Source organism: Polaromonas sp. 39-63-25, from assembly GCF_002278925.1.
Classification (GTDB): Bacteria; Pseudomonadota; Gammaproteobacteria; order Burkholderiales; family Burkholderiaceae_C; genus Polaromonas.
Map to the genome: position 1 here is coordinate 172,450 of NZ_NCJH01000002.1, position 24,521 is coordinate 196,970.

At 65.6% G+C, this 24,521-nt stretch carries 20 protein-coding genes; 13 read left to right on the forward strand and 7 right to left on the reverse strand.

Annotated features, from left to right (window positions below):
- Window positions 1–56: 56 nt before the first annotated feature.
- The gene (locus B7X65_RS03505; protein ID WP_293592732.1) at window positions 57–1,415 is read left to right on the forward strand and encodes an MBL fold metallo-hydrolase; all 1,359 of its coding nucleotides are present in this window, start codon (window positions 57–59) and stop codon (window positions 1,413–1,415) included.
- A gap of 198 nt (window positions 1,416–1,613) precedes the next feature.
- On the opposite strand, the gene B7X65_RS03510 is transcribed toward B7X65_RS03505, so the two are convergent.
- The 4 genes from B7X65_RS03510 to hemN form a co-directional block, all read right to left on the reverse strand.
- Window positions 1,614–3,605: a GspE/PulE family protein gene (locus B7X65_RS03510; protein ID WP_293592733.1), complete on the reverse strand. Its 1,992-nt coding sequence runs from the start codon at window positions 3,603–3,605 to the stop codon at window positions 1,614–1,616.
- Window positions 3,606–3,621: 16 nt separating this feature from the next.
- Window positions 3,622–4,746: a PilT/PilU family type 4a pilus ATPase gene (locus B7X65_RS03515; protein ID WP_293592734.1), complete on the reverse strand. Its 1,125-nt coding sequence runs from the start codon at window positions 4,744–4,746 to the stop codon at window positions 3,622–3,624.
- Between the two features lie 129 nt (window positions 4,747–4,875).
- Complete coding sequence (locus B7X65_RS03520; RefSeq protein ID WP_293592735.1) at window positions 4,876–5,574, reverse strand: sulfite exporter TauE/SafE family protein; 699 nt, start codon at window positions 5,572–5,574, stop codon at window positions 4,876–4,878.
- A 12-nt stretch (window positions 5,575–5,586) separates the two neighbouring features.
- Window positions 5,587–6,969: an oxygen-independent coproporphyrinogen III oxidase gene (gene hemN / locus B7X65_RS03525; RefSeq protein ID WP_293592736.1), complete on the reverse strand. Its 1,383-nt coding sequence runs from the start codon at window positions 6,967–6,969 to the stop codon at window positions 5,587–5,589.
- A gap of 187 nt (window positions 6,970–7,156) precedes the next feature.
- On the opposite strand from hemN, the gene B7X65_RS03530 reads away from it, so the two are divergent.
- Window positions 7,157–7,876, forward strand: a complete 720-nt coding sequence (locus B7X65_RS03530) for a helix-turn-helix domain-containing protein (protein ID WP_293593011.1) — start codon at window positions 7,157–7,159, stop codon at window positions 7,874–7,876.
- 119 nt (window positions 7,877–7,995) lie between these two features.
- Here the strand turns inward: B7X65_RS03530 and B7X65_RS03535 are convergent, their stop codons facing one another.
- Both B7X65_RS03535 and B7X65_RS03540 read right to left on the reverse strand, forming a co-directional pair.
- On the reverse strand, window positions 7,996–8,466 hold the full coding sequence (locus B7X65_RS03535) for a universal stress protein (protein WP_293592737.1): 471 nt from the start codon (window positions 8,464–8,466) through the stop codon (window positions 7,996–7,998).
- A 24-nt stretch (window positions 8,467–8,490) separates the two neighbouring features.
- A complete protein-coding gene (locus tag B7X65_RS03540) occupies window positions 8,491–11,166 on the reverse strand; it encodes a bifunctional acetate--CoA ligase family protein/GNAT family N-acetyltransferase (RefSeq protein ID WP_293592738.1) in 2,676 nt (891 codons plus the stop codon).
- A 135-nt stretch (window positions 11,167–11,301) separates the two neighbouring features.
- Here B7X65_RS03540 and B7X65_RS03545 point away from each other — a divergent pair, with 135 nt between their 5' ends.
- Entirely contained in the window at window positions 11,302–11,688 is a 387-nt protein-coding gene (locus B7X65_RS03545) for a TraR/DksA C4-type zinc finger protein (RefSeq protein WP_293592739.1), read from the forward strand.
- A gap of 35 nt (window positions 11,689–11,723) precedes the next feature.
- A complete protein-coding gene (locus tag B7X65_RS03550; protein WP_293592740.1) occupies window positions 11,724–12,209 on the forward strand; it encodes a phasin family protein in 486 nt (161 codons plus the stop codon).
- A 51-nt stretch (window positions 12,210–12,260) separates the two neighbouring features.
- On the opposite strand, the gene B7X65_RS03555 is transcribed toward B7X65_RS03550, so the two are convergent.
- A complete protein-coding gene (locus B7X65_RS03555) occupies window positions 12,261–14,012 on the reverse strand; it encodes an alpha/beta fold hydrolase (RefSeq protein WP_293592741.1) in 1,752 nt (583 codons plus the stop codon).
- Window positions 14,013–14,373: 361 nt separating this feature from the next.
- Here B7X65_RS03555 and B7X65_RS03560 point away from each other — a divergent pair, with 361 nt between their 5' ends.
- The 9 genes from B7X65_RS03560 (at window position 14,374) to B7X65_RS03600 (ending at window position 24,463) form a co-directional block, all read left to right on the forward strand.
- Complete coding sequence (locus B7X65_RS03560; RefSeq protein WP_293592742.1) at window positions 14,374–15,027, forward strand: BON domain-containing protein; 654 nt, start codon at window positions 14,374–14,376, stop codon at window positions 15,025–15,027.
- A gap of 53 nt (window positions 15,028–15,080) precedes the next feature.
- Complete coding sequence (locus B7X65_RS03565) at window positions 15,081–15,509, forward strand: Hsp20/alpha crystallin family protein (RefSeq protein ID WP_293592743.1); 429 nt, start codon at window positions 15,081–15,083, stop codon at window positions 15,507–15,509.
- Window positions 15,510–15,521: 12 nt separating this feature from the next.
- Complete coding sequence (locus tag B7X65_RS03570) at window positions 15,522–16,247, forward strand: ABC transporter ATP-binding protein (protein WP_293592744.1); 726 nt, start codon at window positions 15,522–15,524, stop codon at window positions 16,245–16,247.
- 4 nt (window positions 16,248–16,251) lie between these two features.
- The gene (locus B7X65_RS03575; protein WP_293592745.1) at window positions 16,252–18,633 is read left to right on the forward strand and encodes an ABC transporter permease; all 2,382 of its coding nucleotides are present in this window, start codon (window positions 16,252–16,254) and stop codon (window positions 18,631–18,633) included.
- Between the two features lie 19 nt (window positions 18,634–18,652).
- Window positions 18,653–19,855: an HlyD family efflux transporter periplasmic adaptor subunit gene (locus tag B7X65_RS03580; RefSeq protein ID WP_293592746.1), complete on the forward strand. Its 1,203-nt coding sequence runs from the start codon at window positions 18,653–18,655 to the stop codon at window positions 19,853–19,855.
- A gap of 19 nt (window positions 19,856–19,874) precedes the next feature.
- Window positions 19,875–21,344 carry a bifunctional aminoglycoside phosphotransferase/ATP-binding protein gene (locus B7X65_RS03585; RefSeq protein ID WP_293592748.1) on the forward strand — a complete coding sequence of 490 codons (1,470 nt, stop codon included), beginning with the start codon at window positions 19,875–19,877 and terminating at the stop codon, window positions 21,342–21,344.
- A gap of 94 nt (window positions 21,345–21,438) precedes the next feature.
- A complete protein-coding gene (locus B7X65_RS03590) occupies window positions 21,439–22,971 on the forward strand; it encodes a thymidine phosphorylase family protein (RefSeq protein ID WP_293592750.1) in 1,533 nt (510 codons plus the stop codon).
- Window positions 22,971–23,873, forward strand: a complete 903-nt coding sequence (locus B7X65_RS03595; RefSeq protein ID WP_293592752.1) for a ribose-phosphate pyrophosphokinase — start codon at window positions 22,971–22,973, stop codon at window positions 23,871–23,873. Before B7X65_RS03590 ends, B7X65_RS03595 begins: the two co-directional genes overlap by 1 nt.
- Window positions 23,870–24,463, forward strand: coding sequence for an NAD(P)H-dependent oxidoreductase (locus B7X65_RS03600; RefSeq protein ID WP_293592754.1), 594 nt, complete (start codon window positions 23,870–23,872; stop codon window positions 24,461–24,463). Before B7X65_RS03595 ends, B7X65_RS03600 begins: the two co-directional genes overlap by 4 nt.
- Window positions 24,464–24,521: the final 58 nt, after the last annotated feature.

Below are 24,521 nucleotides of genomic sequence, written 5' to 3' on the forward strand. Positions count from 1 at the left end.
ACCCCTGTTGATCCACCGCAAGCGAATCCACCCTCGCCCTTCCTAGACTGAAACCCATGAAACTTCAATTCCTCGGCGCGACCGACACCGTCACCGGTTCCAAATACCTGATCCAGCACGACAAGTCCAAGGTGCTGGTCGACTGCGGCCTGTTCCAGGGCTACAAGTTGCTGCGCCTGCGCAACTGGGCGCCGCCGCCGGTGAAGCCGTCCTCGATCGACGCGGTGATCCTGACGCACGCCCACATCGACCACAGCGGCTACCTGCCCCTGCTGGCGCGCCAGGGGTTTCGCGGCAAGGTGTTCTGCACACCCGCCACCTACGACCTGTGCCGCATCCTGCTTCCCGACTCCGGCCACCTGCAGGAAGAAGAGGCCGAGTACACCAACCGCCACAAGCTGTCCAAACACAAGGAGGCCCTGCCGCTGTACACGCGCGACGATGCGCTGCAATGCCTCAAGCTGTTTCATCCGGTTCCCCACGGCAAGGACTGGGAGGCCGCACCGGGCCTGCATGCCCGCATGACGCCCTCGGGCCACATGGTCGGGTCGTCGTTTGTCAGGCTGGACGACGGCTCACGCTCCATCCTGTTTTCCGGGGATATCGGCCGGCCCAACGATCTGGTGCTCAAGCCCCCCGTGCAGATGGATGGCGCCGACTACCTGGTGGTGGAATCCACCTATGGCGACCGTCCGCACAGGAACTCGGACCCGCTGCTGGAACTCGGCAAGGTGATCAACCGCACCGCCGCCCGCGGCGGCGTGGTGGTGATCCCGGCCTTCGCCGTGGGCCGGGCCCAGAGCCTGCTGCACTGCATCCAGCTGCTCAAGGCCCAGGGCGTGATCGGCGACATCCCGGTGTACCTCAACAGCCCCATGGCGGCCAGCGCCATGCAGGTTTACCTCAAACACAAATCGGAACTGCGGCTGACGGCCGCCGAATGTGATGCGCTGGCGCATGCTGCACACATCGTGCAAACGCCGGAAGAATCACGGCTGCTCAATGCACGCCACGGCCCGATGGTGATCGTCGCCGCCAGCGGCATGGCCACGGGCGGGCGCGTGGTGCACCACCTCAAGGCCTTTGCGCCCGGCAAGCGCAACACCATTTTGTTCGCCGGCTTTCAGGCCGGCGGTACGCGCGGAGCATCCATCGCGGGGGGAGCACCGACGGTGCGGATCTTCGGCGAGGACGTGCCCATCCGGGCCGAGGTCGCCAAGCTGGACGACCTGTCGGCCCATGCCGACGCCGCCGAAATTGTGAGCTGGCTCAAGGGCTTCAAGGCGCCGCCCAAACAGACCTTCATCACACACGGCGAACCGGCCGCTGCCGACGCGATGCGCCAGCACATCGAGCGCGAGCTCCATTGGGACGTCCACATGCCGTTTTACCTCGAAACGGTCACGCTCCGTTGATGGGCTCAGGGCCTGTTACCGCTATCGCCGGGGGAACGAATGGGCCCGGCGCCAGACCGAACCATAACGCAACGCGCTGCACAAGGTCTGCACAGCGCGCCGGGTGAAAAAAATCCCGGCCCGTGGCCATGCCAGCGGGCGAATGCGGGCACCGTAGAGGAAACGTCGAGTTTCATCGCCCGTTCCATACTGATTTATTCAGCCGTAGGCAGCACGGGCCTGTGGCAGGTCGATCTTCCCCTGCACCATCTTCTCCAGCGCGTCATGCCGCAGACTACGCATGCCCATCCGGATGGCGGTCTCGAACACCTCAGACGGACGAGCCTGATGCTGGATCAGGCCGCGCAAGGTCGGATTATTCTCCAGCACCTCGTAGATCCCCATACGGCCCTTGTAGCCCTTGCCTCCGCACTGTGGACAGCCAACCGCCGTCCTGACCACGATCTCGTCGGACTTGCTGACGCCGGCGCCGTCCACCAGCCGGCGGCGACCCTCCTCGGCATCCATGGGCGTTCCGTCGATGTACTCCGTCACCAGCTTTTCAAACGCTTCGCGGGGGAGTGGCTTGGGTGCGGCACATTTTGGGCACAGTGCCCGAACCAGGCGTTGGGCCACGATGCCCAACAGCGAGTCGGCAAAGTTCATCGGGTCCATGCCCAGGTCCAGCAGGCGAACCACGCTCTCCGAGGCGTTGTTGGTATGCAGGGTAGAGAGAACCAGATGCCCCGTCAACGATGCTTCGATCACGATCTTGGCCGTCTCGGTATCACGAATTTCACCGATCATGATGATGTCCGGGTCTGCCCGCAGGAAGCCACGCATGGCAGCGGCAAAGGTCACGCCAATCTTTGGATTGACCTGGACTTGGCGCAGGCCGTCCTGCGTGATCTCGATGGGGTCTTCAGCGGTCCAGATCTTGCGCTGGTCTGTGTTGATCTCTTTCAGCATCGAGTGCAACGTCGTGGTCTTGCCAGAGCCGGTGGGACCGACGGCAAGGATCAGGCCGAAGGAGTGGGCCGACATGGCCAAAACCTTTTTTTCATCGCGAGGTTGGAGGCCCAGTTTCTCCAACGGGATCGGTTTACTCGACGCCAGCAGGCGCATCACCACATCTTCCAGACCATCATGGGTAGGCAGCACCGCGACCCGCAGCTCGAGCTTGCTGCCGCCAAAATCAGCAAAGTTGATTTTTCCATCCTGCGGCCGACGGCGCTCGGAAATGTCGAGTTTCGCCATCACCTTGATGCGCGACACCAGCGCAGCGCGCAGCGAAGCCGGCAACTTCAGGTAAGGTTCCAGATCCCCATCGCGGCGAAAGCGGACACGGGTCACCATCTGGCCCGGGTTGGTTTCGATGTGGATGTCAGAGGCATTGAGCTTTTGGGCATCCTGAATCATGCGATTGACCAACATCACGAAGCTGGACGACTCGACAATATCGAGGAGCTGCGCACCCGCCGGATGGGAATCCGCGTCGGCAATCGCCTTGGCCAGCAACAGGTCGATATTCTCATGCTCCGTCCCGGTGTCTGCAGCCTCCGGCAACCCGGTGATGCGCGCACTCGGCGCCGCCCCTTTTGCTGCCAGTCCGTTAGCGGACACTGGATCTCGCCGACCCGGCACACGATCCACAAGCCTTTCGTCGATGGCCTGAGCCGACGCCCACACCAGCTGTACATGCCGATTGAGAAGAGACGAAAGCAGTAGCGCGAGTTCCTGTTGGGTCGGTGTAGACGAAGCCACAAAAAAACTATCGGGCGTCGCCCCGAGGGGACACACATGGTAGCGACGCGCGTCACTCACGTTCAATTCATCAGCGTCCGTCCGGATCTCGAAATGGCTCAGGTCCACCTCCGGCAGACCGGCCAAACTCGACAGGATCCGGTGAGATGCGTCCAGCGTGATCAGCCCCTTCTCGAGGAGATTCCCCAACAAATAACCTGAAGACCCTGCCTTATGCAAGTAGGGTGCAAGCACCTCTTTCGACAGGTAGCCCAAGTCAAGGATGATGCTCTCGACCGATTGGCTGGGGCGGGTATGCAGATATTCCAGGGCTACAAGCAACTGGGGGATGGTGGTGACCTGCGGCGGTATCGCAGGCAAGCCGGCTGCCATTGCCAGCATGGCCGGAGCCAGCTCGTGTGGTTCACCGTCCCATTGCGGCGTGGATGAATCCGTCGATTCGCTCATCTTCGCGCCCCCCGACTCACGACTTGATCTCCATGCCCGACGCATCCGGAGCCCTGCCGGAGGTCAGCCTCACCCTCAGGGACAAGTCGGTTTTCGAATCTGCGTTCTCGATGGCCTGCTCCAGAGTGATGTCTCCGGCGGTGTAGAGGTTGTACAGGGACTGGTCAAAAGTCTGCATGCCCAATTCGTTGCTCTTGGCCATGGCTGGCTTGATCTGATCCGCCTGGCCCTTGAGGATCAGATCCGAGATGTAGGGAGACTGCAGCATCACCTCCACGGCTGGTACCAGCTTGCCGCTGGTACCCTTGATCAGGCGCTGCGCCACCACGCCCTTGAGGTTGAGCGACAAATCCATCAGGGCCTGGCGGCGAGACTCTTCCGGAAACAGGTTGAGCACGCGTTCGATGGCCTGGTTGGCGTTGTTCGCGTGCAGCGTGGACACACACAGGTGCCCCGTCTCGGCGTAGGCCATCGCATGCTGCATGGTGAGGCGATCGCGAATTTCGCCGATCATGATCACATCCGGCGCTTCGCGCATCGCATGGCGAAGCGCCTCCTCAAACGAATGCGTGTCCAGGCCCACCTCACGCTGGTCGACCAGCGACTGCTTGTGGTGGTGCACAAACTCGATCGGATCCTCAATGGTCAGGATATGCCCCGGCACCGTGCCGTTGCGGTAGTCGAGCATGGCGGCCAGTGTGGTGGACTTGCCAGAACCTGCGGCACCCACGACCAATACCAGGCCTCGCTTGAGAATGGCCAGGCCCTTGAGAGCAGGCGGCAACTTGAGTTCATCTATCGATGCGACGGTCGAGGTGATGTAGCGCACCACCATCGCCACCTCGCCGCGCTGCATGAAAATGTTGAAGCGAAAGCGCCCCAAGCCGTCGATGGTTGTGGCCAGGTCGCACTCCAGCGATGATTCGAACTCACGCATCTGGGACTCGCGCATGACCGAATAGGCCAGCGACTTCGCATCGCCAGACGTCAAGGCGGGCAGATTCATGGGACGGATCACCCCATGTACCTTGACAGATGGTGGGGCACCTACGGTGACAAAAAGGTCCGAAGCATCGGACTTCACCATGAACTGCAGATAGCGCCCCATGTCGTTCAGGTCATTCGATGAGATGGCGTCCATGACGGGCGTTCCTTGTTGCAGCGGAATTTGCAGTCTACCCTGCATGGGCCTGCGTCAACCGGCACTCCACGCCATTTTCATCGCCATCCGCGCCACCGTCGCGCGTTGACCATCGACCGGAACCCCAGGTCAGGCAATCGCGATACCGCACCACTCGGCAAAGCGGTGGAAGGCATCCGCCCAGAGCGCCCAGGCAGCCGCGAGGACCAGCAGGCCACCGGCCGCGCGTGTGCCCCAGTCCTGCTTGAACTTGTTACCGCGCCCCTGAAGCTTGTCGTACAGCAGCGGCACGAGCATCAGCGACACGCTGCTGCCGGCGACAAACAGCGCCATCGACAGCGCGCCCTCCAGCGGCCCGCCGCTGAGCGAGGCCACCAGCAGCGCCGAATAAAGCAGGCCGCAGGGCATGAAGGTCCACAGCACACCAGTAGCGAAGATGCCGCCGCGCGCCGTGGCCAGTGGCCGGATGCGCGCCCAGACGGCGCGGCCAGCGTCGCTGACCCATGCCGGCTGGCGGGCCTGATACAGCAGCATCAACCCCCATAGCAGCACAGCCAGATGAAACAGCGTCCAGACCGGGCGCAACGCCGCGGTGTTGGTGGTCAACCAGGCCAGGCTCTGCACGGCCAGCGCGGCAGCGGCGCCGGCCAGCGAGTAGCCCGCCAGACGCCCAGCCTGAAAGCTCCAAAGTGAGCGCGACGACGAGCCCGCACCCTGACGCGGCCCCAGGCGCGAAATGCCCGCACAGGCTGCACCGCACATGGCAGCGCAATGCGGGCCGCCGGCCAACCCCATCATCAGGGCTGTTACAGCCAGTGTGGTGGACATGGCGGAAACCTCTTAGATGATGCGCGAAAACCTGGCGCGGTTTCGGTCGGCCTGCAGGTAGCGGTCGAACACCATGGCCACCGCGCGCACGAAGAACCAGCCCTGCGCCGTGACCTGAATGCCGGACTCGTCCAGCAGAACCAGCCCGGCATCGGCCAGACTGCGCAGCTGTTCGAGCTCGGCCGCGAAATAACTGCGGAAGTCCAGCAGCCACGCCAGCTCGATTGACTCGAAGAGCACCTGGCCCTGGCACATCAGTGCCATGATCACGGCACGGCGCGCCAAGTCATCGCGGTTGAGCGCCAGCCCACGCACCACCGGCAGGCGGCCCTGGTCCAGATGGTCGCAGTACTCTTCCATCGTCTTGGCGTTCTGGCTGTAGGTCGCACCGATTCGTCCGATGGCCGAGACGCCCAGGCCGATGAGGTCGCAGTCGGGCTGGGTGCTGTAGCCCTGGAAGTTGCGGTGCAGCCGGCCCTGGCGCTTGGCCACGGCCAGCGCGTCATTGGGCAGGGCAAAGTGGTCCATGCCGATATAGACATACCCTGCACCCATGAAGGCCGCCAGCGACTGCGTCAGCATGGCCACCTTGGCCGCAGCACCAGGCAAATCGGCCGTCGTGATGCGTCGCTGCGGCTTGAAGCGCTCGGGCAGGTGGGCATAGGCATACAGCGCAATGCGGTCGGGCCGCAACTGCGCCACCTGGGCCAGTGTGCGTGCAAAGGACTCGGGGGTCTGGCGCGGCAGGCCGTAGATCAGGTCCACATTGATGGAATCGAAGCCCACCTCGCGCGCCTGGGCCATCAGTTCGCTGACCTGCTCAAAAGGCTGGATGCGGTGCACGGCCTTCTGGACATCGGGATCAAAATCCTGCACGCCAAAACTCAGGCGATTGAAACCCATGTCGGCGAGGGCGCGCAGCCGTGTGCCGTCAACCGTGCGCGGGTCGATCTCGATGGAGTATTCGCCGCCGGGCACCATCGTGAAACTGCGCCGCAGCATGGCCATGAGTTCTCTCAACTCTTCATCGGACAGGAAGGTCGGCGACCCCCCGCCCAGATGCAGTTGCGTGACCGTCTGGCCCTCGCCGAGCTGGGCCGTGTGCAGGTCGATCTCGCGGCTCAGGTAGCGCAGGTAGCTGATGGCACGGTTATGGTGCTTGGTGATGATCTTGTTGCAGGCGCAGTAATAACACAGCGATTCACAGAACGGAATATGGACATACAGCGACAGCGGCATGGTCAGCCCGGCCGGGCCGGTGCGGCGCTGGACCAGGGCCTGACCATAGTCGGCTGCGGTGAAGGCTTCTACAAAACGGTCGGCCGTTGGATAGGATGTATACCGCGGCCCCGGAACGTCGAATCGTTGGAGCAGATCGGGCGATACATTGGTCATGACATGATTCTCGTGGAGGTAAGTGACTGTGCCGCGTCCGCCCCCCTGACCGTTTGATATGGATCAAATGCGCCGGGGCGGAGGACAGGACAATTTGATCAAGATCATATAAGGCTCTCCCATGAAGGAAATCCCCGTACGTACGCCCCCCGCGGATCTGGTAATGACTGCCCCGGAAACGCCGTTTATCGATGAAAAAACTATCAAGGTGGCGTGCTCGAACTGCAACCTTCGCGAACTGTGCATGCCGGTGGGCCTGAGCCCGCAAGAGCTCGCGCGCATCGACGAGGTCGTGGCCATCCGCCGCAAGGTCAAACGCGGCGCCACCCTGTTTCGCAATGGTGAGCCGTTCGAATCACTGTTTGCCATTCGCACCGGCTTTTTCAAGACCTGCGTCACTTCCGGCGACGGTCGCGACCAGGTCACCGGCTTCCAGATGGCCGGCGAGGTGATCGGCCTGGACGGCATTGTCAATGACCGCCATACCTGCGATGCCGTCGCCCTGGAAGATGCCGAGGTCTGCGTCATGCCTTTCAATCGCATCGGTGAGCTCTCGCGCGAGATCAATGCCCTGCAACACCATGTGCACCGCATCATGAGCCGCGAGATCGTGCGCGAACACGGCGTGATGCTGCTCCTGGGCAGCATGCGGGCCGAAGAACGCGTGGCGGCCTTCCTGCTGAATCTGGTGCAGCGGCTGCATGCTCGGGGGTTCTCGGGGTCGGAGCTGGTCCTGCGCATGACACGCGAGGAGATTGGTAGTTACCTCGGGATGAAGCTGGAAACCGTGAGCCGCACCTTCTCGAAGTTTGCCGATGACGGCGTCATCGAGGTCCACCAGCGCCATGTGCGCATCCTCGACCCCGCCGCCCTGCAGTCCATCGTCAACCAGCAGGGCTGCAACTAGGGCCCCCACGCTTGTCGCTTCGCGTACTGCGCTGCCCCCCGAGGGGGCGCTGCGCCTGCGGCCCGGCAAAGCCGGTTCCGCGGCCCCGGCTGGCAACTCGGGCGATTGGCAACCAGGGACTACGGGCGGGCGGTATCCTCGGCCCCGCGCACCACCAGCACCGGAACCGGCGCGGTCCGCACGATCTGTTCGGCGTCGCTGCCCATCAGGACACGGCCCATGCCGCGCCGCCCGTGCGAACCGACCACAATCAGGTCCGCCCCCGCGCTCCTGGCCTGCTCGGCCACATGTTCGCAGATGCGGCCCGGCCCGCCCACAATCAGCACACTGTCGGTGTCCACGCCCTGGTCCACGGCCTTTTGCCGGCCGAGCGCCAGCAGTTTCTCACCCGCCGCCTGCATCAGGGGAACGATTTCGTTGGTGTAATTCATCGCCGTCTCGAAGCCGTTGACGTAACTCAGCTCGTCCACCACATGAAGCAGCCGCAGCCGCGCGCCGGTCAGCCGGGCCAGGCGGATGGCTTCGTCCAGCGCCTTTTCCGAAGTCGGGCTGCCGTCGAAGGGAACAAGAATCTGATGGTAAGCGGACAATTTTTCTCCTCAGTCAAATCATTTTCAGCGCAGCGACAGGCGCATCGCCACGGTTTCCTGCGCGCTTGCGGTGGACACGTCGAACCTGGTCTGGCGCGCCAGGGCGGCCATGCCCACGTTCTCCGGCAGGCACTGCCCCACAACCTCGGTGGTGCCGCGCTCGCGCAGGTAGCGAATGAGCTTGTCCATCAGCTGGCGCCCCAGGCCGCGCCCCTGCCAGTCCGTGGCCACCTGTATGGCAAATTCCGCCTGCAGGTTGTCGGGGTCGCAAACGGCCCGCGCTTCGCCCACCATGACCGGCTCGCCGCCCGCCTGCGGCACCATCGCCACAAAGGTCATCTCGCGGTCATAGTCGATCTGGCTGTAACGGGCCAGCTCGGAATGCGGCACCTCGCGCCGCGTCATGAAGAAACGCAAGCGCATGTCGGCAGGTGACGCCCCGGCGTAAAAAGCCATCAGGCGCTGGCCATCCTCGGGGCGAATCGGACGCAGCAGCACGTCCTGGCCCTTGACCTGCACATGCTCCTCCAGGGTCTGCGGGTAAGGACGGATGGCCAGCCGGCTGCGCTCGCCCGCGGGAACCGGGCGCAACCGGACCCGCGCATCGAGAGCCAGCACACCGTGTTCGTCAACCAGCAGGGGGTTGATGTCGAGTTCGGCCAGCCAGGCCAGGTCGCAAGCCATCTGCGAGACCTTCAGCAGCGTGGCCAGCAACGCCGCCTCATCGGCGGGCGGGCGCCCGCGGTAGCCCGCCAACAGCAGCGATAGCCTGCTGCCGGCGAGCATGTCCTGCGCCAGCCGGGTGTTGAGCGGCGGCAACGCCACCACATGGTTCTTGTGCAGCTCGACGGCCACGCCACCCTCGCCGAGCAGCATCACCGGCCCGAACACGGGGTCCGAGGCAATGCCGACAATCAGTTCGTGCGCCCCGGGGCGCTCAGCCATCGCCTGCACAGTGAAGCCGAGTATCTGCGCCTGCGGCAGCAGCCCGGTCACCTGCCGGCGCATTTTCTCGGCCGCGCGCCCGAGTTCTTCGGCTGAAGCCAGGTTGAGCGCCACGCCGCCGACGTCGGACTTGTGGATGACCTGGGGCGACACGATCTTCAGGGCCACGGGGTAACCAATGCGGTTGGCGGTAGCGACCGCCTCCTCGACGTCGCGGGTCCTGACGGTTTCCACCGTGGGGATGCCGTAGGCCCGCAGCAGCGCCTGGGCCTGCGCATCACCGAGCCACTCGCGGCCTTCCTGCAGCGCCTCCTCGAGCAGCGACTGGGCCAGTTGCCGGTCCGGCGTGAAGTCCTCCAGTGCGGACGCGGGAAGCTGCTGCAGCGCCTGCTGGTTGCGCGCGTAGGTGGCCAGTTGCAGCCACGCCGCTGCGGCGCGCTCCGGCGTGTTGTAGCTGGCAATGCCGGCCCCGGCGCTGGCCCGCCGCGCCGCCGCCACCGCCGCACCGCCCAGCCAGCAGGTCAGCACCGGTTTTGCGGACGCCTGGATCAAGGGCAGGCAGGCCGCTGCAATCTGGTCGGCAGGAACAATGGCGGTGGGGGCATGGATGAACAGCACACCGTCGACCTCGGGTGCCGCCAGCAAGACCCGCAGGCTGTCCGCATAACGACTGACGGGTGCATCACCAACAATGTCAATCGGGTTGCCATGCGACCAGGTAGGCGGCAGGCACTGGTTCAGCGCTTCCAGCGTCCCTTCACCCAGCACCGCCAGTTGGCCACCGCCCAGCGCTAGCGCGTCGGCGGCCAGCACCCCCGCACCGCCGCCGTTGGTCAGGACCGCCAGCCGCTCGCCGTGCCAACCCCTCACATGGGTCAGGGTTTCGGCGGCGTCGAACAGCGCCTCCAGCGTGTCCACCCGCAACATGCCAGCGCGCCGGACGGCGGCGTCGAACACCACATCGGAGCCGGCCAGCGCACCGGTGTGCGAGGCCGCGGCCCGGGCGCCGTCAGGCGCACGCCCGGCCTTGACAACAATCACCGGCTTGTTGCGCGCGGCGGCGCGCGCCGCCGACATGAACTTGCGAGCGGTCTTGACCGATTCCATGTACATCAGGATGGCCCGCGTTCCTGGATCGCTGGCCAGGTAGTCGATGACGTCGCCGAAGTCCACGTCGGCGCTGTCGCCCAGCGAGATGAAATGCGAAAACCCGATGCCGCGGCTGTTGGCCCAATCCAGCATGGCGGTCGCCAGCGCGCCCGATTGCGTAACGAAAGCCAGCTTGCCGGGCAAGGCGTTGCCGGGTGCAAAACTGGCATTGAGCCCGATCCCCGGCACCAGCGCCCCGATGCAGTTGGGCCCGAGGATGCGCAGCAGCCAGGGCCGCGCCGCATCCAGCATGGCCTGCTCCAGCGTGGGCCCGCCCGCGCGCGAGGCCTGCTTGAGCCCGGCCGACAGCACGATGGCGGCGCGCGTGCCTTTGCGGCCCAGGGCGGTGATCAGGTCGGGCACGGTCGCGGCCGGCGTGCAGATGATGGCCAGATCCGGCGCCTGCGGCAGCGACTCGACATCGGGCCAGGCCGGGCCACCACCCACCTGGGAATGCCGACGGTTGACCGGCCAGACCGGGCCCTGAAACCCGTCAGCCCTGAGATTGCGCAGGACCACAGCCCCCAGACTGCCCTCGCGGTCGGAGGCACCTATCAGGGCCACAGAGGCGGGGCGGAACAGGGTCTCGAGATTGCGTACGCTCATGAATTTCCTTGGAACAAGAGTCAAACATACCCCATGCTGGAAGATTAGCGCCCGGTCAGCACCCTCAGTTGCTCCAGATCAAAGACCCGGGTGCCGGGTGGCCCACAGAATGGTCGCGCCAGCACAAGGTTCTCCATGGAAACATACGATTGCACCCTGATGCCGCGCTTCAGCCAGATTCTGGCGCAGCGCGAAGCCGAACTGCGTGCCCTCCTGCGCGCCACCGCCGAGCACCCCCAGGAAGCGGGCAGCACCGGACAACACCGGGTGATGGATTTCAAGGATGTCGCCATGGAACAGGCCCTGGCCACGGTCGATGAGGCCAAGGCCGGACACGCGGTGCATGAACTCGAGGAGGTGCTGGCGGCGCGGCGCCGCCTGGCCGATCAGCGCTTCGGCCATTGTCTGGACTGTGGCGAAGCGATCGATCTGCGACGCCTCGCGGCCCGGCCCGCCGCGGCCCTGTGCACCACGTGCCAGGCCATTCATGAGCATGAGCGTCCCATGGCGATGCGGCGCTGAACCGGCAACCATCACCCCACCCGAAAGGAATTCCCATGCGTGCAAAAACGTCCCTCCCCGTCCCGTCCCGCGAAAGCACGGGTATGGGCGCCACCCCCGCCAGTTTTCTGGCCGACCTTGGCCGCCAGCAACTGGCCGTCGCCGCCGATGCGGCGTGTGCCCTGTTGCGCGGCAGCGAAGCCATGCGGGCCATCCAGCATCAGGCGGCCCACGAGGCTTCCCTGCGTCACCAGGCGGCGGCGCAAAAGCTGCATGGAAACTGTGAGCCGGCCGACCTGATGGCCATCCAGTCGGATCTGCTGAGTTTTGACCTGCAGGGTGCCACCCAGTACTGGCAACAGATCACGGCCGCGGCACTGCAGTCGCAGGTCGAGATGATGGCCAGCGCCACCCACCTGCTCGACAGCGAACAGGGCGACGCATTGAAATCGGCCATGGAAAGCTTTCAGGCGGCGATCGCATCGGGCAATGGCTTTTTTGCGGGGAAACCCGCCGCCACGGCGCCACCAACCCGCGTCTGAAGCAGGTTACCCGCCGACCGTGTCCGCGGGCAGGGGTACTGAAACCGCACCTTACCCTTGGTGAACGTAAGTACCGGGTGCGGCTGACAGCCGGCCCGCAGAACGCAGGCCGACGACCGGCGTTGCCTTGGTTTGTCCCGTCGATTGTTCATGCAGCCAGGCGTGCCAGCACGGCCACCAGGAGCCGGTGACCGGCGGCGCACCTTGCAGCCAGGCCTGCGGATCCGCAGGCGCCTTGCCTTCCGCATGGGTGGCGACGCGGTAACTGGCCTGGGCATGGGCTGCGGCGCCGGACGGCGGATTGACGATGCCGACGTTGTGCCCTCCCGAGGTCAGCACAAAACTCACAGGCGCGCGTGTCAGGCGGTGAATCTTGTAGACCGAAGTCCACGGCGACACATGGTCGCGCTCGGTGGCCACCACGAACAGCGGCACCTTGATGTCGGCCAGCGAGATGGCGCGGCCACCCGCCACATAGCGGCCCTCGGCCAGGTCGTTGTGCAGGTACAGCCTGCGCAGGTACTCGCTGTGCATGCGCGCCGGCATGCGCGTGGCGTCGGCATTCCAGGCGCGCAGCGCCGTCATCGGTGTCTGCGCGCCCATCAGGTATTCATGCACGAGTTTGGACCACACCAGATCCTTGGAATTGATCAGGGCAAAGGCGCCGGCCATCTGGCGGCCGTCGAGGTAGCCACGTCCCGCCATCAGGTCTTCCAGAAACGCAATCTGGCTCTCGTCGATGAACAGCCCCAACTCGCCAGGCTCGTGAAAATCAACCTGCGCGGCCAGCAATGACACGGTTTTCAGCGGGTTGCGCGGCCGGGCGCCCAGGGCCGCAGCCGCCATGGCCAGCAAGGTGCCGCCCAGGCAATAACCCGCCGCATGAATGCCGGCCCCGGGCCGCAACTCGCCCACCGCCTTCAGCGCGGCCATGGCCCCGAGTTCCAGGTAATCGTCGAGCCCTAGGTCCCGGTCCTGGCTGTCCGGATTTTTCCAGGAAACCATGAAGACGCTGTGGCCCTGATCCACCAGGTAGCGGACCAGCGAATCGGCCGGCGTCAGATCAAGGATGTAGTACTTCATGATCCACGAGGGCACGATCAGCACCGGCTCGGCATCGACCTTGGCCGTGGCCGGCTCGTACTGGATCAGTTCGATCAGCCGGTTGCGGAAAACCACCTTGCCCGGGGTCAGCGCCACCCCTTTTCCCGGAAGAAAGGCCTCCACGCCGCGTGGCTTGCCCTCCGTCAGAACCGCCATGGCGTCGCGCGACCAGTTGGCAAAACCGCTGGCCAGATTGGCCCCGCCCGTGGCCAGGGTTTCCTTCAGCACCTGGGGGTTGGACATCGGAAAGTTCGAGGGCGACCACATGTCCAGCCACTGGCGGGTGGTGAATGCCGCCACGTCTTCGTGGTGCCGGGAGACGCCGCGCACACCTGTCATGGCCCCGTTCCACCACTGCTCCTGCAGCAGGAAGGCCTGAGCCATGGCGCTGAACGGCAGCATGTTCCACTCCTGCGGCGAGAAGCGTTTGTCCTGGGGGACAGGCTCCACGCAGCGCACACAGTCGCCCCGCCAGGCCTGCGGCGCATACTGCGCCCACAGCAGACCCTTGCGCAGCGCGTCGGCAACCAATTCGGCCTGCCGGGAAGGCGACACGAGCAGGTGCGTGAACCAGTCGGCATACGCCCCAGCGACAGAGGCAGGTGAGACGCCGTGCGTGAGCCGGGCCAGCCCGGCCTTGAGTGGAAGGTCCATCGGAGCCGGCGTGTGCCCGTGCGGGCGGGAGTCAGAAAGTGCCATGAAAAAGTCCGGCGCCACTATGCCGCGCCTCCAGTCAGTCAAAAGCATGATCGTCCCGTAGCAGCGCCACCCCGCATTTGCGCAAGGTCAACGAAACCCCTGAATCCCGGTCCACAACCTCGCCAGCTGCGTACCATGCCCGCAAGTCGCCCGAGGCCATGCTCGCGATGACCGTCGACCCCTCCAGTGCGAAATTGCAGCCTCATCGAAACCTGTGCCGCAGGCGCCGCGTCCCTGCGTGAGCCGGGTTCCGCGCCGACTTGCGCCATGTCAATGCATGCCGCGCAAAGAGGAATAGATTGAGCGTCTTGGCAGTGCCATACCGCCGCATTCAGATTCCAACAGCCATCAGGAGAGTTCCATGAAAACGGATGCCCACATCAAGGCCGACGTCGTTGACGAGCTCGCGTGGGATCCCGCCGTCAATGCCACCGGCATTGGCGTGGCGGTCAGGGAGGGTGTGGTGACCCTGACCGGCCACCTCGACAGCTATGCCGAAAAGCATGCGGTGGAGCGGGCTGTGCACCGTGTGGCCGGCGTGCGCGGCATCGCGGTGGAGCTTGATGTCAGGCTGGCCGCCGAACACAAACGCAGCGATTCCGACATCGCGCAGGCAGCGGCCACAGCCCTGCAGCTGAACTCCCTGGTGCCGGACGAGAAGATCCAGGTCCTGGTCGAAAACGGCCGGGTCACCCTCACCGGCGAAGTCGACTGGAGCTACCAGCTGGCCAGCGCCGAACAGTGTGTGCGGCCGCTGGCCGGCGTGCGCGGCCTGTCCAACCGCATCACCATCAAGTCCCGCGCAAGCAGCAAGGACGTCGGCGCCCAGATCACCGCGGCCCTGACGCGGCAGGCCGCGCGGGAGGCCAAACACATCACCGTGGAGGTTGAAGGCAGCGTCGTCACCCTCTGGGGGAAAGTGCATTCACTGGCGGAGCGCGAAGCGGCCGTAGGTGCTGCGTTCTCGGCGCGCGGTGTTTCGCGCGTTGTGGACAAACTCGAGGTCGGTGCCTGACCTGGAAGGTACGGTTTTTCATTATTTTTTTAATCATTCAAGGAGTGTCAATCATGAGCAATCTTCGTGTCCTGGACCCCACCTTCACCGATTCCTTCGAGTCGGCCATGCGCCGCTTCTTCTCGCCCACAGTTTTCGAGACGGAAACGCCGGCGCTGAAAATGCGCATTGATGTCTCGGAAAAGGACGACGCCTACCAGGTCAAGGCCGACATCCCCGGCGTGAAGAAGGAAGACATCAACGTGCGCATCGACGGCAATGTGGTGCAGATCGACGCCGAGGTCAAGCGCGAAAAAGAGACCAAGGGCAATGGTGACAAGGTTCTGCGCAGCGAGCGCTACTGGGGCAATATCTCGCGCACCTTCAGCCTGGCCCAGGACGTGGACGACGGCAAGGTCCAGGCCAGGTACGCCGACGGCGTGTTGACGCTGGAACTGCCGAAGAAGGCTACGGCAGCGACCAAGAAAATCACAGTGCAATAGGCTCCTGCACGCATGACCACGGCGCAGCAGCCGGACGCCCCGGTGCTGCGCATCCGGTCGCTGTCCAAGATCTATGGCAGTGGTGAAACCGCGGTACATGCCCTGCGCGACGTGGATCTCGAGGTGCGGGCGGGCGAATTTCTGGTGCTGCTGGGCGCCTCGGGTAGCGGCAAGTCCACGCTGCTGAACATTTTGGGCGGACTGGACCGGCCGAGCACCGGTGAGGTGGAGTTCCTCGACCACCGCCTGACCGATGCGCCCGATGAGGAGTTGACGCGTTACCGGCGCGAACACGTAGGCTTCGTGTTCCAGTTCTACAACCTCATTCCCAGCCTGACCGTTCGCGAGAACGTGGCACTGGTCACCGACATCGCCAGCGACCCCATGCCGGTGGACGAAGCGCTGGCACTGGTCGCGCTGACGCCGCGACAGGACCACTTTCCTTCCCAACTGTCCGGCGGCGAGCAGCAGCGCGTGGCCATTGCGCGGGCCATCGTCAAGCGCCCGCAACTGTTGCTGTGCGACGAGCCGACCGGCGCGCTGGACTATGCCACCGGCAAGCTGGTGCTCGAAGTGATCGCCCGCATCAACCAGGAACTGGGCACCACGGCCATTGTCATCACGCACAATGCCGCCATTGCCGGCATGGCCGATCGCGTCATCCGCCTGGCGGACGGACGCATCGCCAGCATTGAAGTTCCGTCGCGGCGCCTCACCCCCGCAGAATTGTCATGGTGAAGCCGTGAAAGCACTGGACCGGAAGTTGCTGAGGGACCTGCGGCTGCTGTGGAGCCAGGGCCTGACCATCGCACTGGTGGTGGCCAGCGGCATAGGCGGCTTCATCACCAGCCTGAGCGCGGTGGACTCGCTGGGCCTGGCACGCGAACGTTTTTATGCCGAGGCACATTTTGCCGATGTGTTCGCCACGGTCAAACGCGCCCCGAACGCGTTGATGGAGACACTTCGGGAGGTGCCCGGCGTGGCCGACGTGCAGACCACCATCGAGCAGGTGGTCCGCATAGCGGCTCCGGGGGTGAGTGACCCCATCCTCGGCCAGCTGATCGGCGTGGACCGCAAACAGCTGCCGCGCATGAATCAGGTGAGCGTTTCTCGCGGCCGGGCACTTGACCACGCGGGACTCTCCTCCGGCGCACGCAGCGACGGCCGCATCGAGGTGCTGGTCTCGGCCGGCTTCGCGACATCGCGGGGCGTCAAACCGGGCGACATCTTCACCGCGCTGATCAACGGGAAACAACGCACACTCCTGATCGCCGGCATCGCGCTGTCGCCGGAGTATATTTTTGCCGGCCTGGGCGGCAGCCCCGACCAGCGCGGCTTCGGGGTGTTCTGGATGGACCGCGATACCCTGGCCGCGGCCTACGACATGCAGGGCGCCTTCAACCGCGTGAGTATCAAGCTTGCCCCCGGGGCATCGCAGCGCGACGTGATTGCCCGCATGAGCCGGGTGCTGGCACGTTACGGCGCGGGAGAAGCCTATGGCCGCGAAGACCAGACATCACACGCCATGCTCGACGCCGAGATCAAGGAGCAGCAGGTGCTGGGCACGGTGCTGCCTTCCATCTTTCTCGGCGTGGCAGCCTTCCTTTTGCATGTGGTGGTGTCGCGGCTGGTATCTACACAGCGGGAACAGATTGCAGCCCTGAAGGCGCTGGGTTACGCCAACCGCAGCATAGGCGCGCACTATCTCAAGCTGGTGCTGGTGATCGTCATCCTGGGGCTCTTGCTGGGTATCTGGCTCGGCGACTGGCTGGGGGGCGCCTTCACGCGGCTGTATGCCGACTTCTTCTACTTTCCGGCTTTCGAGCACCACCTTGCGCCGTGGCTGCTGGTGGTGGGCGCGGGCCTGACGCTGGCGACCGCCGTGGTCGGCACACTCAGTGCCATCGGCGCCACCGTTCGCCTGGCACCGGCTGAGGCCATGCGTCCGCCCGCGCCGGGGCACTTTCGGCGCACGCTGCTGGAGCGCCTGGGTGTCAAGGGGGTCAAACCGGCCCTGCAGATGATCCTGCGCAACATGGAGCGCCGACCGCTGCGCACCGGACTGTCCATTGCCGGGGTGGCCGCAGCCGTGGCCATTGTGGTGATGGGCAATTTCATACGCGACGCGATCGACCATATTGTGGACACCCAGTTCTCCCTGGCCATGCGCAGCGACGTGATCCTGTGGATGAGCGACCCCATTGGCAATGAGGCCCGCCATGAGGTGGCGCGCATGCCCGGGGTGATCGCGGTGGAGGCAACCCGCGACGTTCCGGTTCGCTTCGTCAACGGCGCAGTCAGCGAGCGCGGCCTCATCCAGGGTTATGCAGAAAGCCCCGAGCTGCGGCGCATCATCGACATCCGCGGCCAGGAAGTGCCTCTGCCCGAGGGCGGCCTGGTGATGACCGACCGCCTGGCCAGCAAGCTGGGCCTGCGCGTGGGTGACACCGTGCGTACCGAAGTGCTCGAAGGACGCCGCGAGACGCTGCAGCTGACACTGGCAGCTACCGCACAGGAAATGATGGGGCTGAACGCCTACATGGAGCGCCGCGCGCTGAACCGGCTGATGCGCGAGGGCGACGTGGCCTCGCAGTATGCGGTGGCGTTGCAGCGCGGCAGCGAAGCCGCCTTCCTGGCCGCCAGCCAGGGCCTGCCGCGCGTCGCGGGTACTTTCAGCAAAGCCAACCTGCTGCGCAACATGCAGGAAGTCAGCGCTCGCAATGTCCGCCTCATGAGCCTGGTTCTCACCGTGTTTGCCAGCGTGATTGCCGTGGGTGTGGTGTACAACAATGCACGTATTGCGCTGTCGGAGCGAACGTGGGAGCTGGCCAGCCTGCGGGTGCTGGGCTTCACACGCGCTGAAGTCTCGGTCTTGCTGCTCGGTGAACTGGCCATCAGCATCGCCATTGCACTGCCACTGGGCATGCTGATGGGCTGGGGCCTGGTACACCTGATCGCGGAACTGCTCCAATCCGACCAGTTCCAGTTTCCAGTGGTGATCCAGCCGCGAACCTATGCCTGGGCGGCCATCTGCGTGGTCGCCGCCGGCGTGGCCAGCGCCCTGGTGGTGCGACGGCGGATCGACCGGCTCGACATGGTGGCTGCGCTCAAGACCAGGGAATAAGGAACAGGGGAAACAGGGAATGAATGTGCTGAAACTGAAAAAGACAACCTGGCTATGGATAGCGGCAGGCGTCGCCGTGCTTGCGGCGCTGGTCTGGGCCTTTTCGCCGCGACCCGTCGAAGTCGAAACCGCTGTAATCAAACAGGGGCATTTCGAGCAGTCGATCGAGGAGGATGGACGCACCCGGATCAAGGACCGCTACACCGTCTCGGCGCCGGTGGCCGCACGCGTGGCACGCATGGTGCTGCGCGAGGGTGACCCTGTGGCCGCTGGCGACGTCGTGGCCGTGCTGACGCCGGTCATGTCATCGATGGTCGATGAACGCAGCGTGCGCGAAGCGACAGCGCGGCTGAAAGCGGCCGCTGCCGGGGTGGAGCGCGCCTCGGCCCGCGTGGCGCGCGCCAGAATTTCCCTGCAGGAGGCTCAACTGGAAAAGGAGCGCACCGAGAAACTCGCCGGTGAAGGATTCCTGTCGGCCTCGAAGCTCGATGCGGTCCGGCTGGCCCAGTCGGGCGCCCGCCGCGAACTGGAGGTGGCGGACGCGGAGCGTGAAATGGCGGTGCAGGAAAAGGCCCAGGCCGCGGCGGCGCTGCAACCGGCCGCTGCCGGCAGCAGCAGCACCCGGCCGCTGAGCGTGCGTTCGCCGGTCAGCGGGGTGGTGCTGCGCGTGCCGCAGCCCAGCGAGGCCACCCTTGCCGCCGGTGCCGCCTTGCTGGACATAGGCGACCCCCAGCGGATGGAGGTGATCAGCGAACTGTTGACCACCGACGCCGTGCAGGCCACGGCCGGGCGCCGCGTGGTGATCGAGCGCTGGGGCGGGCCGCCCGTCGAGGGCGTGGTGCGCCGCGTGGAACCGGCGGCCTTCACCAAGGTCTCTGCGCTGGGCATCGAAGAGCAGCGCGTCAATGTACTGATCGACGTCAGCAACCCGCCCGAAGCATGGCGCAGCATGGGCGACGGCTTCCGGGTATCGGTGCGGATCATTACGGCCAGTGTCGAGCAGGCCGTGCTCGCGCCTCTGGGGGCGCTGTTCCCCCACGGCAAGGGCATGGCGGTCTACCGGCTGGACGGTCGTGAAGCGCGGCTGCAGCCGGTCGAGGTCGGCGCGCGCAACAACAACGAGGCCTGGCTGCGCAGCGGCCTGACCGAAGGCCAGACCGTGATTGTTTACCCGCCCGCCACACTGCGTGACGGCAGCAGGGTACAAGTACGCAAGCCCTGACCGTGATACCGATCGCACCATGCCGACTTCCAACGCTGCGCTGAACGCCGCCCACGCCCTGGTCACCACGCTGGCCGGCGCCTTGCACGCCGAATTGATCGAGACCCATATTTCGTGGGTGCTGCTGGCCGCGGACACCGCGTACAAGATCAAGAAGCCGGTGCACCTGCCCTTCGTCGACTACAGCAGCCTGCAAGCCCGGCGCCATTTCTGCGAGGAAGAGGTCCGGCTGAACCGGCGGCTGGCGCCCGGGCTGTACCTGGGCGTCACAGCCATCACCGGCGGGCCCGCGTCGCCCAACATCGACGGTGCCGGGACGGTGCTGGAATACGCGGTGCGCATGCGCCGCTTTCCCCCGGGAGCGCTCTTCAGCGAAAGAATCGCCGCAGGCACCCTGGACAACAAGGACGTCGATCAGCTGGCCGCCTTGCTGGCCGATTTTCATGAAAATGCGCCGCGTGCCACTGCCGCGGATGATTTTTCCGGCGCCGACCAGCGCCGGGGCATCGCGCTGGCCGCGCTCGAAGGCGCGCGGCCGCTGGCTGACGAAGCCGCGCTGTCGGCGCTGCAAACCTGGCTGACGGCGGAGGCCGACGCACTGGCGCCCTTGTGGAGCTCCCGCCAGGCGGACGGGCATGTGCGCGAATGCCATGGCGACCTGCATCTGGCGAACGTGGTGCGTCTTGAAGACCATGTCGCGGCCTTCGATGGCATCGAGTTCGACCCGGCACTGCGCTGGATCGACATTCTCGACGATGCGGCCTTCGTGGTGATGGACCTTGCTGCCCACCAGCGGCAGGACCTGTGTTTTCGCTTCCTCAATGCCTGGCTGGACCGGACGGGCGACCACGCCGGCCTGCCTGCACTGCGCTTTTCCGTGGTTTACCGGGCGTTGGTCCGCGCCCAGGTGGAGCACCTGCGCAGCGCCGGGAGCGACGCAGCCCGCCGCTACCTGGCGACGGCGCTGGCCTGGGCCCGGCCGGGCAAGGCCGGGCTGTCCATCATGCACGGCCTGCCGGGGTCGGGAAAAACCTGGGTCTCGCAGCGCCTTCTAGAGCAGGAGGGCGCGATCCGTCTGCGCTCGGACGTGGAGCGCAAGCGCCTGTACGGCCTGGGCATGCTGGAGGATTCGCGAGCCCGGGGGCTGGACCTGTACAACGCGGACACCACTGCGCGCACTTATGCGCAGCTGTTCGGCCTGGCGCGCACGGCATTGCAGGCCGGTTATCCGGTGATCCTCGACGCGGCTTTCCCGCGTCGCACCGAACGGGACCAGGCGCACGCACTGGCACAAAACCTGGGTGTGCCGTTTTCCATCGTGCACTGCGAGGCGCCCTTGCCCGTGCTGCGTGAACGCCTGCTGGCCCGCCGCGGCGATGCCTCGGAGGCCAACGTGACGGTGCTTGAACACGTGCGGGAAGTCGTGGAACCCCTGTCGGGGGACGAGCTTTCTTTTGTGCGCCCTATGGCACCAGACAAACCCGCGTGATCTTCCACCGGTGAGCCCCCGGCACGGAAGCCGGACTTGCGTTTTATCAAGGCCAGCGATACTCGCCTTGCCTACAGTGGCGCGAAGGATCTCCATGCAAGCAACACCGTCCCCTGCCCCTCCCGCTGTCAACCGGCTGCGGCTGCGCAGGTTGGGCATCGACACCTACCAGGAACCGGTGCTCTACATGCACCGCGACTGTCCCATCTGCCACTCGGAAGGCTTCGAGGCACGGTCGCGTGTGGAACTGCGGCTCAATGGCTACACCATCGTGGCCACGCTCAATGTGGTGACCGGAGACTTTCTCGCGGTCGACGAAGCCGGCCTGTCCGAAGCGGCCTGGCGCCTGCTTCATGCGCAGCCGGGGGAAGAAATCTCCCTGCACCATCCCGCACCGCTCGAATCGCTGAGCCATGTGCGCGCCAAGGTCTACGGCCGCCGCCTCGGCCAGGTCGCCATCGACGCGGTAATCGCGGACGTGGCAGCCGGGCGTTACTCGGACCTGCAGCTCGCGGCCTTCGTCACCGCCTGCGCCGGCGACCATCTGGACACGGAGGAAACCATCGCGCTGACCCGCGCCATGGTCAACGTGGGCGAGCGCATCCATTGGGGCAAGGGCCTGGTCATGGACAAACACTGCGTGGGCGGCTTGCCCGGCAACCGCACCACCATGATCATCGTGCCCATCATCGCGGCCTGCGGGCTGCGCATGCCCAAGACCTCCTCACGCGCCATCACCTCGCCTGCAGGCACCGCCGACACCATGGAGACGCTGGCGCCGGTGGACCTGGACGTGGCACAGATCCGGCGCGTGGTCGACCGCACCGGCGGCTGCATTGTCTGGGGCGGAGCCGTGCGGCTCAGCCCCGCGGACGACATCCTGATTCGCGTCGAGCGCCCGCTGGACCTGGACAGCCAGGGGCAACTCGTCGCCTCGGTCCTGTCCAAGAAAGCCGCGGCCGGCGCCACCCATGTGCTGATCGACATGCCGGTCGGGCTGACGGCCAAGGTTCGCAGCGCGCACGCGGCCCACCTGCTGGGGCAGCAGCTCGAGCAGGTCGGTCAGGCACTGGGCATGCAGGTGCGTGTGGTGCAGACCGACGGCGTGGCCCCGGTGGGCCGCGGCATCGGCCCCGCGCTGGAGGCGCGCGACGTGCTGGCCGTGTTGCGCCGCGAAACGCGGGCTCCGGCCGACCTGGCGCTGCGTGCGCTGCAGCTGGCCGGGCAGATTCTCGAGTTCGGTGGCGCGGCACCCGCCGGGGCCGGCCTGGCCCAGGCCACCGCAGTACTGGAAGACGGCCGCGCCTGGCAAAAATTCCAGGAGATCTGCGAGGCGCAGGGCGGCCTGCGCGAGCCACCGGTGGCCACCCACCAGCAAGCCGTGCGGGCCCGGCATGGCGGCACCGTGATCGCCATCGACAACCGGCGCCTGGCGCGCATCGCCAAACTGGCCGGCGCCCCTTCGGCGGCGTGTGCGGGCATCGACATGAATGTGCAGCTCGGCACGGTGGTCGAGCGCGGCCAGCCGCTGTTCACGCTGCATGCGGCAACGCCGGGCGAACTCGCCTATGCCCTGGAGTACGCCACCTCCCAGGCCGAAGCGGTGCATGTGATGGAAGAGGCCTGATGCTGGTCCTGGCCATCCCCGGTGGTGAGCAGCTCGCGGCCGGCCTCGCCAGCCGCCTGCGCTGCGACTACGCCAGCCTGCAACTGCACCGGTTTCCCGACGGCGAAACCGGGGTGCGTATCGATGCGCCGGTCAAAGGCCGCTGCGTGGTGCTGGCCGGCAGCCTGGACCAGCCCGATGGCAAGACCCTGCCGCTGATTTTTGCCGCCGACGCGGCGCGTGAGCTGGGCGCCCGGCAGGTCGGACTGGTCGCGCCCTACCTGGCCTACATGCGACAGGACAAACGTTTCAAGCCTGGCGAAGCGGTGACCTCCCACAGCTATGCCCGGCTGCTGTCCGCTTCGCTGGACTTTCTGGTCACCGTGGACCCGCACCTGCACCGCATCCACAGCCTGGGCGAGGTGTACAGCATCCGCACGCAGGTCATCCCGGCCGCACCGTTGATTGCGCGCTGGCTGCGCAGCCACGTGGAAGCGCCCTGGCTGATCGGACCCGACCAGGAAAGCGAACAATGGGTCGCCGAAGTGGCAGGCTTGGCCGGCGCCCCCTGGACCGTGCTGGCCAAGACACGGCGGGGCGACCGCGATGTGGGTGTCCGGCTGGCCGGCCGCGAACGCTGGCCGGGACGGACCCCGGTGCTGCTCGACGACATCATTTCTACCGGGCAAACCATGCTGGCCGCCACGCGGCTCCTTAAAAAAGCCGGCTTGGGTGCGCCGCTGTGCATAGGTGTGCATGCGCTCTTCGACGCCGAGGCTCAACGCCAGCTGCTCGAAGCAGGCGTCACGCGTGTGCTGACCTGCGACACCATCACGCACCCTTCCAACGCGATACGCATGGCCCCGCTGCTGGCCCGCGCCGTGCGCGCGCTCTGCGCCGACAAAAAGGATGCCAAACAATGACAGCGAAACGCATCGCTCTGATCCAGGGCCATCCCGATTCCACCATGCCCCACCTGTGCCACGCGCTGGCGGCCGCCTATGCCGAGGGCGCGAAAGAAGCGGGACATACCGTGCGTGTCATCCAGGTTGCCGAACTCGATTTCCCGCTGCTGCGCAGCCAGCAGGCCTGGGAGGAAGACCCGCTGCCCGCCGGCTTGAAGCAGGCGCAGGTGGACATCCGATGGGCCGAACACATCGTGCTGTTCTTTCCTCTCTGGCTGGGCGGCATGCCGGCCCTGCTCAAGGGTTTTCTGGAGCAGGTCGCCAGGCCCGGTTTTGCCTTCGAGCACGATACGGGCCACGCGACCTTCACCAAAAAAGGGCTGACAGGCCGTTCGGCCCGTGTTGTCGTGACCATGGGCATGCCGGCCCTGGTGTACCGCTGGTATTTCCGCGCGCACAGCGTCAAGTCACTGGAGCGCAACATCCTCGGCTTCGTCGGCATTGCCCCCGTGCATGAAACGCTGATCGGCATGGCCGGCAACTTCAAGGCGAACGACGCCGGCCGCTGGCTGGCCAAACTGCGGCGGCTCGGACAACGCGCTCAATAAGATCAACAAGGGATGAATGGCCAACCCCACTCCATCCACTCAGGAAAGACCCCCATGA

Bases quoted from the DNA above. Each gene is read 5' to 3' on its own strand.
- B7X65_RS03585 (WP_293592748.1), top strand. From the start codon at position 19,875: ATGCCGACTTCCAACGCTGCGCTGAACGCCGCCCACGCCCTGGTCACC.
- B7X65_RS03560 (WP_293592742.1), top strand. From the start codon at position 14,374: ATGAAAACGGATGCCCACATCAAGGCCGACGTCGTTGACGAGCTCGCG.
- B7X65_RS03540 (WP_293592738.1), bottom strand. From the start codon at position 11,166: ATGAGCGTACGCAATCTCGAGACCCTGTTCCGCCCCGCCTCTGTGGCC.
- B7X65_RS03510 (WP_293592733.1), bottom strand. From the start codon at position 3,605: ATGAGCGAATCGACGGATTCATCCACGCCGCAATGGGACGGTGAACCA.
- B7X65_RS03545 (WP_293592739.1), top strand. From the start codon at position 11,302: ATGGAAACATACGATTGCACCCTGATGCCGCGCTTCAGCCAGATTCTG.
- B7X65_RS03520 (WP_293592735.1), bottom strand. From the start codon at position 5,574: ATGTCCACCACACTGGCTGTAACAGCCCTGATGATGGGGTTGGCCGGC.
- B7X65_RS03505 (WP_293592732.1), top strand. From the start codon at position 57: ATGAAACTTCAATTCCTCGGCGCGACCGACACCGTCACCGGTTCCAAA.
- B7X65_RS03600 (WP_293592754.1), top strand. From the start codon at position 23,870: ATGACAGCGAAACGCATCGCTCTGATCCAGGGCCATCCCGATTCCACC.
- B7X65_RS03550 (WP_293592740.1), top strand. From the start codon at position 11,724: ATGCGTGCAAAAACGTCCCTCCCCGTCCCGTCCCGCGAAAGCACGGGT.
- B7X65_RS03555 (WP_293592741.1), bottom strand. From the start codon at position 14,012: ATGGCACTTTCTGACTCCCGCCCGCACGGGCACACGCCGGCTCCGATG.
- B7X65_RS03570 (WP_293592744.1), top strand. From the start codon at position 15,522: ATGACCACGGCGCAGCAGCCGGACGCCCCGGTGCTGCGCATCCGGTCG.
- B7X65_RS03580 (WP_293592746.1), top strand. From the start codon at position 18,653: ATGAATGTGCTGAAACTGAAAAAGACAACCTGGCTATGGATAGCGGCA.
- B7X65_RS03565 (WP_293592743.1), top strand. From the start codon at position 15,081: ATGAGCAATCTTCGTGTCCTGGACCCCACCTTCACCGATTCCTTCGAG.
- hemN (WP_293592736.1), bottom strand. From the start codon at position 6,969: ATGACCAATGTATCGCCCGATCTGCTCCAACGATTCGACGTTCCGGGG.
- B7X65_RS03590 (WP_293592750.1), top strand. From the start codon at position 21,439: ATGCAAGCAACACCGTCCCCTGCCCCTCCCGCTGTCAACCGGCTGCGG.
- B7X65_RS03595 (WP_293592752.1), top strand. From the start codon at position 22,971: ATGCTGGTCCTGGCCATCCCCGGTGGTGAGCAGCTCGCGGCCGGCCTC.
- B7X65_RS03515 (WP_293592734.1), bottom strand. From the start codon at position 4,746: ATGGACGCCATCTCATCGAATGACCTGAACGACATGGGGCGCTATCTG.